The organism is Sharpea porci (assembly GCF_009695655.1).
Lineage (GTDB): Bacteria > Bacillota_I > Bacilli_A > Erysipelotrichales > Coprobacillaceae > Sharpea > Sharpea porci.
In genome coordinates this window covers 1-12,449 of sequence record NZ_VUNM01000015.1, presented here as the reverse complement: position 1 = coordinate 12,449, position 12,449 = coordinate 1, and the positions used below count along the sequence as shown (strand labels likewise).

Annotated in this window: 14 protein-coding genes; all 14 read left to right on the top strand. The window is 36.6% G+C overall.

Annotation, left to right across the window (positions count from 1 at the left end; genetic code table 11):
• Positions 1–39: 39 nt before the first annotated feature.
• The 14 genes from gpmI to FYJ79_RS07290 all read left to right on the top strand — a co-directional run bounded on the left by gpmI (position 40) and on the right by FYJ79_RS07290 (position 12,232).
• Complete coding sequence (gene gpmI, locus FYJ79_RS07355) at positions 40–1,587, top strand: 2,3-bisphosphoglycerate-independent phosphoglycerate mutase (protein ID WP_154516167.1); 1,548 nt, start codon at positions 40–42, stop codon at positions 1,585–1,587.
• A 229-nt stretch (positions 1,588–1,816) separates the two neighbouring features.
• Entirely contained in the window at positions 1,817–2,302 is a 486-nt protein-coding gene (locus tag FYJ79_RS07350) for a hypothetical protein (RefSeq protein WP_154516164.1), read from the top strand.
• An 88-nt stretch (positions 2,303–2,390) separates the two neighbouring features.
• Positions 2,391–2,903: a thioredoxin family protein gene (locus FYJ79_RS07345; RefSeq protein WP_154516161.1), complete on the top strand. Its 513-nt coding sequence runs from the start codon at positions 2,391–2,393 to the stop codon at positions 2,901–2,903.
• Position 2,904: 1 nt separating this feature from the next.
• Positions 2,905–3,693: a zinc ribbon domain-containing protein gene (locus FYJ79_RS07340; protein WP_154516158.1), complete on the top strand. Its 789-nt coding sequence runs from the start codon at positions 2,905–2,907 to the stop codon at positions 3,691–3,693.
• Positions 3,694–3,816: 123 nt separating this feature from the next.
• Positions 3,817–4,302 (top strand): DUF2798 domain-containing protein, encoded by a 486-nt coding sequence (locus tag FYJ79_RS07335; RefSeq protein ID WP_154516155.1) that lies wholly within the window; start codon positions 3,817–3,819, stop codon positions 4,300–4,302.
• 102 nt (positions 4,303–4,404) lie between these two features.
• A complete protein-coding gene (locus FYJ79_RS07330) occupies positions 4,405–5,187 on the top strand; it encodes an HAD-IIB family hydrolase (protein WP_321042382.1) in 783 nt (260 codons plus the stop codon).
• Positions 5,171–6,226 (top strand): histidinol-phosphate transaminase, encoded by a 1,056-nt coding sequence (hisC, locus tag FYJ79_RS07325; RefSeq protein ID WP_154516152.1) that lies wholly within the window; start codon positions 5,171–5,173, stop codon positions 6,224–6,226. Before FYJ79_RS07330 ends, hisC begins: the two co-directional genes overlap by 17 nt.
• Positions 6,227–6,320: 94 nt before the next feature.
• Positions 6,321–7,184 (top strand): RNase adapter RapZ, encoded by an 864-nt coding sequence (gene rapZ, locus FYJ79_RS07320; RefSeq protein ID WP_154516149.1) that lies wholly within the window; start codon positions 6,321–6,323, stop codon positions 7,182–7,184.
• Between the two features lie 14 nt (positions 7,185–7,198).
• On the top strand, positions 7,199–8,140 hold the full coding sequence (gene whiA / locus FYJ79_RS07315) for a DNA-binding protein WhiA (protein ID WP_154516146.1): 942 nt from the start codon (positions 7,199–7,201) through the stop codon (positions 8,138–8,140).
• 2 nt (positions 8,141–8,142) lie between these two features.
• The gene (locus tag FYJ79_RS07310; protein WP_154516143.1) at positions 8,143–8,361 is read left to right on the top strand and encodes a helix-turn-helix domain-containing protein; all 219 of its coding nucleotides are present in this window, start codon (positions 8,143–8,145) and stop codon (positions 8,359–8,361) included.
• A 9-nt stretch (positions 8,362–8,370) separates the two neighbouring features.
• On the top strand, positions 8,371–8,610 hold the full coding sequence (locus FYJ79_RS07305; protein WP_154516140.1) for a hypothetical protein: 240 nt from the start codon (positions 8,371–8,373) through the stop codon (positions 8,608–8,610).
• Positions 8,610–9,845: a DUF5050 domain-containing protein gene (locus FYJ79_RS07300; RefSeq protein WP_154516137.1), complete on the top strand. Its 1,236-nt coding sequence runs from the start codon at positions 8,610–8,612 to the stop codon at positions 9,843–9,845. Before FYJ79_RS07305 ends, FYJ79_RS07300 begins: the two co-directional genes overlap by 1 nt.
• Before the next feature lie 9 nt (positions 9,846–9,854).
• Entirely contained in the window at positions 9,855–11,204 is a 1,350-nt protein-coding gene (locus FYJ79_RS07295; RefSeq protein WP_154516134.1) for a UDP-N-acetylmuramoyl-tripeptide--D-alanyl-D-alanine ligase, read from the top strand.
• Positions 11,201–12,232 (top strand): D-alanine--D-alanine ligase family protein, encoded by a 1,032-nt coding sequence (locus FYJ79_RS07290; protein WP_154516131.1) that lies wholly within the window; start codon positions 11,201–11,203, stop codon positions 12,230–12,232. Before FYJ79_RS07295 ends, FYJ79_RS07290 begins: the two co-directional genes overlap by 4 nt.
• The last annotated feature ends 217 nt before the right edge of the window (positions 12,233–12,449 follow it).

Sequence of the window (12,449 nt, the reverse complement as noted above, 5' to 3'; positions counted from 1 at the left end):
TGTTAAAATTTCAATGTTTAGAAAGGGAGAAAAATAACTATGAAAAAAAGACCTATCGTTTTATGTATCTTAGACGGTTATGGATTAACTGATCGTGTTGACGGCAATGCTGTAAAGCTTGCGAACACTCCAAATTTAGATGACTTAATGTCAATGTATCCAACAACAACAATCCAGGCATCTGGTAATGCTGTTGGGTTACCAGAAGGACAGATGGGTAACTCAGAAGTTGGCCATATGAATATCGGTGCTGGTAGAGTTGTTTATCAGTCTTTGACATTAATTAATAAGGCTGTAAGTGATGGTGAATTCAATAAGAATGAAGAATTCTTAGCTGCAATTGACCATGCTAAGAAGCATAATAGTAAATTACATATCTTGGGCTTACTTTCATCAGGTGGTGTTCATTCATCAAATGAACATATCTATGCTTTATTGAAACTTGCTAAAGCTCAGGGTGTGGAAAATGTTTATGTACATGCCTTCCTTGATGGTCGTGATGTTGCTCCTGATTCAGGTAAAGATTTCATTGCAGAATTAGAAGAACAGATCAAGAAGATTGGTGTAGGTTCAATTGCTACTATCTCTGGTAGATATTATGCAATGGACCGTGATAAGAGATTTGATCGTGTTGATCTTGCTTATACAGCAATGGTTGATCATGCTGGTAAATCATTCACTGATCCAGTACAGTTTGTAAGAGATTCTTACAAGGAAGATGTATTTGATGAATTCGTAGTACCAGGCTATAACAGCACTGTTGATGGAACAATTGCTAATGATGATGCAGTCATCTTCGCTAACTTCCGTCCAGACAGAGCTATCCAGATGGCTACATTAATTACTAATCCAGAATTCTATGCTGATAAGGGTTATACACCTGCTACAAAGCTATCTAATGTATACTTTGTATCAATGATGAAATATGCTGATAGCGTTAAGGGTCATATAGCCTTCAAGCCACAGATTTTAAGCAATACATTAGGTGATTACTTAGCAGAAAGAGGCTTAAAGCAGTTAAGAATTGCAGAAACTGAAAAATATGCCCATGTAACATTCTTCTTCGATGGTGGTGTTGATAAGGAAATCGAAGGAGCTAAGCGTGACTTAATCGCTTCACCAAAGGTTGCTACATATGACTTACAGCCAGAAATGTCTGCATATCTTGTTAAAGATAAATTAATCGAAGAATTAGATTCTGGTGAATTTGATGTTGTTGTTGTAAACTTCGCTAACTGTGACATGGTTGGTCATACAGGCATCATTCCTGCTGCTATTAGCGCTGTTGAAACTGTTGATGAAGTTGTTGGTGAAGTTTATGAAAAGGTATTAGAAATGGGCGGTACAATGTTAATTACTGCTGACCATGGTAATGCTGAAAGAGAACTTGATGAAGAAGGTAACCCATTCACAGCTCATACAACTAATCCAGTTCCATTAATTGTCACAAATTCACATATCGCATTAAAAGAAGGCGGCAAGTTAGGTGACTTAGCACCAACAATCTTGACATTATTAGGACAGCCAATCCCTGAAGAAATGACAGGTAATGTCTTAATTGAAAATGATCCAGAAAGTCTTCAGTAAGATTTCAAGCTTAGGGAAACCTAGGCTTTTTTTGTACAAGATTTTAAATATGTTGTAAAAAAATTAGACTTTGGTAACATTGAAATAGAGAGGTGATTTAGATGGGAAGGAATCTTGACTTAGTTTCATGAATGTTTTTAGTAACGTATGAAATTATTAAGAAGAAATGGAAAGAATCACATGAAGCTATCATAGCTCATTGATGAATAGAGAAAGATAGGAACATTGTATGAAAAGACTATTTGTATGCATATTAACGATATTGCTCTTTACTGGATGTACAACGTCAAACAAGAAAGCTGAGAATAAAGCAAAACCAACCTTTAGTGAGACATATGATAAAAATAAAGTTTACCTTCATCAAGATACACTCTATACATTCACACGTTCAGAAGTGACAGACTATCTGTATTTCAAACTAAGAATCAATATACCTGCTTTTTCAAAGGAACATGGCATCGATATCTATAATCAACCTGATCTAAAGAATATGAAATATGATTTCTATTATGATGATCAACTCATTAAGAGTGGTACCTATCAACAAAAATTTCAACCAACCGATAAAAAGGCTGCTATAGAAGTATTTGGGACATATCTACAAGTCAAAAAGACAGATCAAAATCATATTAAACAATATAAAACAGTACTTCATTTTAAGGAAAAAGATGTGACTCTTATTGATGCGAATAAGTCCATGGATAGGAAAAAATAGTTTTTTTTTAGCTTAGGGAAACCTAGGCTTTTTTCTTTGTCTTTCAAGAGACATATGTTAGAATAGGAGGCATAAAAGGAGGGGTTATATGAAAAAGATTTTTCTTATGATTCTATCAGCATTGCTTCTAGCAGGCTGTGCGTCAAACACAAAGACAACACGTGTGCAAGTAAAAGGAATCGAAGAAGTCAATTATGATAAACTCATGAGCTTGATGAAAGAAGATAAACAATTTATTCTTTATATCGGTCGACCAGACTGTGGTGATTGCCAGCAGTTCGAACCATTGCTCAAAGATTACTTAAACAAGCATAAAAATGAAGGTGTTTATTATATTAACACCAAGACATACCGGGCAAAGGCCAAGGCAGAAAATGCACAAAAGAAGGATATCGCCTTTTATGAAAATCTTCAGAAGAAACTAAAGTTTAACTGGACACCAACATTAGAAGTCATTACGAATGGCAAGGTTGGTAAGCAGTATATGTATCTTAATGAAGACTATTATGAAATCAAGGATCGTGCAAAACAAATAGAAAAGAGAAAAGCCTTTGAACAAGAATTTAGAGACTTTATGAAAGATTATTACAAGGAGGGATAGTATGAAATGTCCACGTTGTCATCATGACGTGCGTCAAGAAGACCATTTTTGCCCCTATTGTGGCTATGATCTAAAAAATCGTGCCAAGGTTACACCGTTTCAATATCCACTCCTTCCACTTTTACTCATTGTTTTCTTAGTAGTTGTATTGCCAATAGCATCATCAATTTATTCAACAGTCAATATTTTACATGATGACCTTCAAGATGCAGCCACATTCACAATTAAGCCTGTTGAAGAAAATGAGACAAGAGGGAAGCTCTATAGCTTTGATTCTATTGCCTCTTTTCAAAAGAATGTCGGTAATGCGGATGATTTTCTTGAACCCATCAACAACTACACCACAACACTTAATAAACAATATGCAACAAAGTTTACTGCCCAGGCTAGCTTTGTCATTTATTCCGATTATGATGTGCGCATTAATCTTGTTGAAAAAGCACACTTATCTGATACCGAACTTCTTACTATCAATCGTATCTATGATCGAAAGCAAGAAGATGAACAGACAATTTCTTATACAAAAAGTCATCTCTCTCATTTTGATGAATTGACATTAGGCAATGAACGTGAAAGGATCAGCACATTTATGCCGGTTCAAACATATGATGCCTTAGTGACAAAAATGTTGAAACAGAAAGATGTCTTTGAAGAAAAGAAAGATAGGATTGGTCATTATGGTATTGGTGCTTATCTGAAAAATGCTTCCCTGGTCATCTATCAAGATGGTGACTATTATAAAAGCACTTTGCGCATAACAACCAATGGTGATCACTCTCTTAAAAGATAGGAAAACCTATCTTTTTTTCTTACATGAACATTATTTTTATGTTATAGTCCTATCAATGCGGTAAAATTGGCAACTTACATTTTGGTATGAACAACACGTAAATAATAGAAGAGGAGTATTGAAATGCCAAAAACGAAATTCCAAAATATTGTCTTTGCTTTAATGATGACTTTTATTATGGTTTATGCCATAATTTGTTACAACATTGCATTGAACATTGGTGGGATGACAAATGAAGTCTTTGTGATGGCTTTAGGTGAATTGAAGCTGATGTGGCCGATTGCCTTTGTTTTAGAAGTCTTTGTCTTAGAAAGAGCTGTCATTTATTTATTTGAAAGAATTATTGATGATCATATGCCTTTATTATGGGTGATCCTTATTCGTTCAAGTTTAACTGTATGTCTGATGTGTCCAACAATGAGCTTTGTTGCCACATTATTGTTTAAAGATTATGGGCAGACTGGATTACTAGGTACTTGGTTACAGGTTTCAGCCCTTAATTTCCCAATGGCCCTTGCCTGGCAGATTTTCTTTGGGGGACCTTTAGTAAGATGGATTTTCCGTTTAATTTTTGAAAGAAAATCGAATGTTGTATTAGAATGTGAATAGGCATGATGAAGAAGTCTTTGTGGCTTCTTTTTTTGTAAAAGTTGTTTGGCATAAGTGTATACAATGTATATAATAAGGGAAAAGAGATAGGGAGGTGCTGATGTGATTCTCTTTACCGATTTAGATGGTACTTTACTTGAAAATGGTAAAGTCAAGACACAAAAAGATATTGATGCCTTACATAAATTTCAAGATGCTGGAGGCATTGTGGCAATCTGCACGGGAAGAAGCAAATTTGAAGTCGTTCCGGCAATTGAACAAGGACTGCCATATAATTATATGATTCTTAATAATGGTGGGGAAATCTATGATGGGGAAAAAGCTATTATTGAACATCGTATAAGTCAAAAAGCAGGTGTAGAAATTCTGGATATGCTTGTGCAAGAGAAGCATTTATATAGCTATTTTGCGAATGATGATGAGCAGCTGTCCTATTATCAAGGCAAGTGTGCCTACTTCCCTTCCCACAAACCAACAGATCTAGATTTCATCGATGAATATCATCGTTCTCATGGTTTTACCATTCTTTGTACACATCAGGATACTGATGATTTCTCTATTACACAGAAATATATGGATATCATTAATGAAAACTATCGGGATGAAGCTATTGCCCATCGTAATGAAATCTTCCTCGATATCGTACCAGCCCATTGTTCTAAAGGAACAGGCATTAAAGATCTTGTGCATTATTTAGGTGATAAGCATCGGACTTTTGGCATTGGTGATTCTTACAACGATCTATCAATGATTGAGATGTGTGATGTTGGTGCAACATTTCATTTTAGTGATCTAAGTATTAAAGAAAAAGCGCAAAAAAGCTATAGCTACGTTTATGAATTTATTGATGATATCTTAGGAGGGTATTATGAGCTGGAGAGATAATTTAAGACAGGTTGAACCCTATGTAGCTGGGGAACAGCCTAAGATGAAGAATTTAATTAAACTGAATACAAATGAAAATCCCTATGATCCAGGAGAAAAGGTAAGAGAGGCTATTCAAATGTTTGATGCCAATCGCTTAAGACTTTATCCTAATGCCGATGCAGAGAATTTAAGACATGCATTAGCTCGTTATCATCATTTAGACGATGAACAGGTCTTTATTGGTAATGGCAGTGATGAAGTACTGGCATTGACATTCTTGACATGTTTTAATGGCGAAAAGCCAATTCTCTTCCCTGATATTACTTATTCTTTCTATCCTGTTTATTGTGAGTTGTATCAAATTCATTATCATAAAGTTCCTTTATGTGATGATTTCACAATCAATAAAGAAGACTATTATGGCGATAATGGGGGAGTGATCTTCCCTAATCCTAATGCGCCTACTGGCTTGTTGTTGAGTGTTGATGATATTAAAGATATCTTGGATCATAATAGAGATGTTGTGGTTGTTGTTGATGAAGCTTATATTGATTTTGGGGGACAGAGCTGTCTTGGTTTATTGAAGGATTATGAGAATTTACTGATTGTGAAGACATTCTCTAAATTCAGAAGTTTAGCTGGCAGTCGTCTTGGTGCGGCATATGGCAACAAGGAACTGATTTCTCATCTCTATGATGTCAAGAATTCCTTCAACTCTTATCCTATTGATGCCCTCAATCAGGCTATTGGTGAAGCGAGTGTAGCCGATAGTGCCTATATCGAAGAGAATGCGAAGAAAGTCATGGCCACACGTACACGCATTATGGCCGAACTTAGAGAGCTAGGCTTTATTATTCCTGAAAGCTATGCCAACTTTATTTTTATTTCTCATCCTAGAGTGAAAGCGGCATATATTTTTAAAGAACTGCGTAAGAAAGGGATTATTGTACGTTATTTCAATGCGGATCGTATTCAAAACTATTTACGTGTATCAATTGGTACGGATGAACAGATGGATGCTTTTATGACAGGTGTCAAAGAAATTCTTTCAAGATAGGGCAACCTATCTTTTTTCTTTGTAATATGTACACTTATAATTGGAAAATGATGAAAGAGATGGTATAATGTGTTGACTAAAAGGAGGCTTCGCTATGGAAAAGAGTACAAATATTCATAAAACTGATGTTGTCCTTGTCACTGGTATGTCAGGCGCTGGGAAAACACAGGCCATGGCTGTATTTGAAAATATGCAATATTATTGCATTGATAATTATCCTGTTGATTTATTGGAAGCTTTTGGTGACTATCTGAGACATTCACCTTATCAGAGAATTGCAATGGCAGTTTCGCTCAATGATGCTATGCAGGCAATCCGTGTGCTTGATAACTTAGACTGGATTAATCTCTATATTGTCTTCTTAGATTGTGCTGATGGTAAGCTTATTCATCGCTATAAGCAGACAAGACGCTCACATCCTCTTATTATCCGTAATAAGGCAAGTTCTCTGACGGAAGCGATTGAGCTTGAACGCAAGATTTTTGAACAGATTTCATCAAGTGCCAATAGAATCATTGATACCACACTTTTAAAGCCAACAACGCTCCAACAAGTACTTGAATCCTCATTCAATGATTCTGCCCAGGAAGTCTTTAGAGTAAGCTTTGTATCCTTCGGATACAAATATGGTATTCCTAAGGATGCTGATATTGTTCTTGATGTACGTTTCTTGCCTAATCCCTTCTATGTTGAAGAATTAAGACATAAGACAGGCAATGACAAAGAAGTCTATGACTATGTCATGGAAAAGCCAGAAACACAGGAATTCATTAAAAAAACAACCACTTATTATAATTACTTATTAAAAGAATATGAAAAAGAAGGTAAAATGCAGGTTATTGTAGGGATTGGATGTACAGGAGGACAGCATCGTTCTGTCACTTTGACCAATTATCTCTATGATTACTATTCACAATTCTACCAGGTTTATAAATGGCACCGTGATGCCGATCATTAGAAAGGAGTTTTTTCATGCTCTCTTTTTCAAGAAAAGTCAAAGAAGAAATTGTCTTTAATGACTTTGATATTCCTTGTTCAAAAGCTTTGTTGACAGCATTGATCAAGGTTACTGGAACATTGCATTTAGGCAATGGCATGAGCTTAACGATACGTACAGAAAATGCCAAGGTCGCAAGTTTTGTCCATAAGCTCCTCAAAGAGCTTTATCATCCAAGTATTGAATTCATGGTTTCACGCAAGATGAAACTCGCCAAAAACAATATTTATGTCTTACGTGTCTCAAAAGCGAAAGTCATACTAGATGATCTCCATCTCATGGATGGTCTTGGTTTTCCGGAAGTGCCAAGCGATGCGATTATCAATACGCCCGATACAAAGCGTGCCTATCTTGCTGGTATGTTTCTTGCTTCAGGCTCTGTCAACAACCCTGATACATCAAACTATCATCTTGAAATGAGTGCTGATAGCGAACAACAGGCCTACTATATTCAGCAGCTAATGAATGAGTATGAACTGAATGCAAAAGTTATTAAAAGACGTAGTAAATATGTCATTTATCTCAAGTCAGCGGAGAAGATTGGTGACTTCTTAAGAGCTATTGGAGCAAGTAATTCTGTCATGGAATTTGAAACAACCCGCATTGATCGTTCCATGGCTAATACTGTCAATCGATGGAACAATTGTGATATTGCCAATGAGATGAAAGCGATGAGTGCAAGTCAGAAACAAATTGATGATATTGCTTATGTCATTGATAAGGCAGGTATTGAGATTCTGGATTCAAAAACACAGATTGTCGCTAAAATCCGTCTTGCCAATCCTGAACTGACACTAAGTGAATTAACGGATGTCTATTTTGATGAAACAGGGCAGACAATTAGTAAATCCGGTCTTCATCATCGTTTTAAGAAAATAAGTGATGAAGCCGAACGATTAAGACAATTGGAGTCATGATTATGGAAAAAAGTATTACGATTGAAGAAAGATTTGGGATGCGCATAAGAGAATTGCGTAATCTCCAGCATATGTCTCAAGAAGAGCTCGCCTTTCGCTGCCAGCTTTCTAAGAACTATGTATCAGATGTAGAAAGAGGCCGACGCAATGTCAGTCTTAAAGCGATTGAGAAGTTTGCCCATGGGCTTAATGTCAATCTTGTTGAACTTTTTAGATACTAGGAGGATATTATGGATATTTTGGTATTGTTTGCGGTTGTGATTATTATACTTGCTATTTTAGGATTGTTCTTTCGCATATTTATTGTCATTTGGCCAGTTGTTCTTGTGGCTGCTATTATTTATGCGATTGTCAATGCGTTGAGAAAAGACAAGAAGGATGATGAGACAATGAATACATCACAAGATGATCCTGATGTGATTGATGTGGATTATAAGGTGGTTGATGAGAAGAAAGAAGGTGACAAGTAATGCAATGTCCTAGATGTCATTATGAGCTAGACGAGAATGCCAACTTCTGTCCTCATTGTGGAATGAAGATTATTCGCTGTCCTGAATGCCATGCACCGAATCTAGAAGAAGCGAACTTTTGTCAGCATTGTGGCCACAAGCTTAAAGAAGAAGTTCCTCAGTATCAGTCACCTTATCATTACCAGCCAGTTAAAGATCTCTATGAAGGGGAAGTTGTTGGCCAGGAAGAGGTCAACAATGAAATCATTGATGATCCCCATATTGATCATACAATTCACTGGAAGAAGGTCATCATTGCCTTTCTTGTCATGATTCTTGCCTGGGGCGCTAGTTATTACTATCTCGCTACTTCACCTAAAATTGCCCTAGCCAATGAAGATGGTGTGACCATTGCGGCGACATTTAAAGCAAACAAGATGAGTGAAGCAGAGAGACTGTCCAATCTTGCAGGTAGTGGCTTGATGGCAAAAAGCGGGAAATATGTCTATATGACAGATGATGCAGGTTATTTGATTCGGGTTGATGAGAATTTCAAGCATCCTAAAGAAATAACAACAGAAGCTGTGAATTATATTAATGTTGTGGGGAATTATCTGTATTATACGAATGCTTCACATATGATCTGTTCATATAACTTGAAGACACAAGAAAAAAGAATCATTGTCAAAGATAATAGTTACTATGTTGTAGCTACCAAAGATGTCATCTACTATCAAAATGATAGTGACCAGGAATCTTTATATGCCTATGATATTGCTTCAGGTGTATCAAAGAAACTTGTCAATGATCATGTCTATTGTATTAATCCTGTGGGTGATCTCATCTACTTTACAACAAAGACAGCTATATGTGCTTATGATACAAAATCAGGACAGATTGCCTTGATAAAACAGACCCGTGCTCATACGCTTGTCTACAATAAAGAATGTCTTTATTATGTGGATGATAATGGCAGTTTGATTGTCCTTGACTTAAAGAAGAAGACAAGCGATACGATTGCTTCAGGACTTATGGGCAGTGCCCTTATTAATGATCAATATGCTTATAGCTATGTTGGTGGTAAGGGGATTGTGAGAATATCTTTAAAAGATAAGAAACAGGAATATGTCTATAAAGGTATGATTGCAGGATACTATGACTATAGTCTTATTGACAATAATTTGATTGTGAAAGAAAATGGCCATTGGGTCTCTGTTAATACGACAAATCATAAAAAAGGACGTTTATTTAAATAGGGGAAAATTATGAAAATTGAGGAAATTGTCAAGGCGACAAAGGGACAGTTATTGTCTGGAAATGAAAATGATGAAGTGACTGGATTGACGCAAGATACACGTCATGTCGAACCAGGTTATCTTTATATTCCATTAGTGGGCAAGCGTGATGGCCATGACTTTATTGGACAGGCTTTTGAAAAAGGAGCAATCGCTTCACTGACTGATCATCCCATTGATGATTTAAAGCATAATCTCATCTTAGTTAAAGATACCCATCAAGCTATGGGTGATATTGCCCGTTATATCAGAAAAAAATCACAGGCATTGGTTGTTGGGGTAACTGGATCTGTTGGTAAAACAAGTACGAAAGATATGATTGCTTCCGTCGTAGCACAAAGTTATACAACTCTCAAGACTCAGGGTAACTTTAATAATGATATTGGTGTTCCGCTCACAATCTTCAACTATCGCCAAGAAGAAGCAATGGTGATTGAAATGGGCATGAATCATTTAGGTGAGATTGATTATCTGACCCATATTGCCTTGCCTGATGTGGCTGTTATTACCAATGTCGGAACAGCTCATATTGGGGAAGTGGGTTCAAGAGAAAACATTCTTAAGGCTAAAATGGAAATTACGCATGGGCTCAAGAAAGGTGGCCGTTTAATCGTCAATGGCGATAATGACATGTTGGCGACTGTTCATAGCACTGATGACTATGAAGTCTATAAAGTAGGCATTGATAGTGAAGTTGATTTAAAGGCCTACGATCTTGTTTTGAATGAAAGTAGTTCAAAATTTAAAGTGGATATTGATGGCCGAAGTGAAACATTTATTGTCAATGAACCAGGTAAGCATTTTATTTACAATGCCCTAAGTGCGATAGCGGTCGGCTTAAGTCTCCATATTCCTGTGGAAAAAATTAAGACGGGTATTGCGACTTTTGAACTGACAAAAAATCGTGCTGATATGTTTGTTTTAAAAGGTGGTATTAAAGTCTTTGATGGGACCTATAATGCCAACTTAGATTCGATGAAAGCCAGTATCGATGTACTTGCCCAATATCATGGCAGAAAGATTGCTGTTTTAGCTGATATGCTTGAACTAGGGGACTATGAAGAAAAGCTTCATCGCGAAGTTGGGCAGTATTGCTGTGACAAGCATGTGGATGTTGTTTTGACTGTCGGCAGGGCAGCAGCCTATATCAGTGATGTCTGTAAGACAAATGGTATTGACACAAAGCACTTTGAGGATAATAATGCTCTCGTACAATATTTATTGCCAAACTTGCAGAAGGGTGATGTCATTCTTGTCAAGGGCAGCAATGGTATGAAGCTTAAAGAAGTTATTGGTGCACTTAAGGAGAAAGAAGCATGAAATTATTATTAATATGTGGTGGTCAGTCGACAGAACATAGTATCTCAAGAATGTCTTGTACTAATATTCGTAAATCTATTAAAGATGAAATAAGCGTTGAAGTTATGGGAATTACGAAGGAAGGTTCTTGGTACAAGCTAGCTGATGAAGTACGTGATTATGCCAGTGAGAATTGGTTGGAAGGGGCAACAGAGATCAAAGATAATTTTGCCTATTTGAAATCATTTGATGTTGTCTTCCCAGCTTTACATGGTCTTTATGGCGAAGATGGGACAATTCAGGGTATTCTAGAAATGTGCAACGTGCCTTATGTTGGTTGTCGCGTTATTGATTCAGCTGCCGCAATGGATAAGGTTGTTGCGAAAAAGCTATTTAATGCTGCCAACATTAAACAAGTTCCATCTCTCTATGCGTTTAAGCGTTATGATGGAGAATTTGTCATCATCAATGATGATACAAGCGAAGATCGCGAGATTGTCGAAAGAGTGAAACATGATCTTGGCTTACCAGTCTTTATTAAAGCGAGCCGTTCTGGTTCATCAGTAGGCTGTTATAAAGTCACACGTGAAGAAGACATTCTCCCACGTTTACAAGAAGCTGGTCAGTATGACCGTAAAGTCTTAATTGAAAAAGCTATCAATGCGACAGAATTAGAATGTGCCGTACTGGGTAATGATGATCTTATTGTATCAAGAGTGGGTCAGATTCTTCCTCATGGGGAATTCTATACATTTGAAAGTAAATATGAAGATAAACAGTCGGCAACTTGCATTCCAGCTCGCGTTGATCAGAGTGTTCAGGATTATATCCGTAAAATGGCGCCAATTGCCTTCAAGGCTGTTGATGGCCATGGCTTAGCTCGCTGCGATTTCTTCTTAGATAATGATACAGGTGAAGTTTATCTCAATGAAATCAATACTTTACCAGGCTTTACTAATATTTCTATGTATCCAATGTTGATGGCAGATGCAGGTATTCCTACAACTGAACTTGTTGATCGTCTGATTCAATTGGCATTAGAACGCTAAAGGTTTCCTTTCTGGAAATCTTTTTTTGATGACGAAATTTATGAAAATAAGAATCTTTGAGGCAAAAAAGAGAAAACATACGAAAAAATAGGCTCTTCATTAACATCTGTGGGTAAAAATTGCATGTTTTGACTGTCATATCATTTGCTTGATGAATGCTTTTTGTCCCTTGGCATGAGGATAATTCCTGTTAGGAAGGGGAATCTTAATGTCTGAA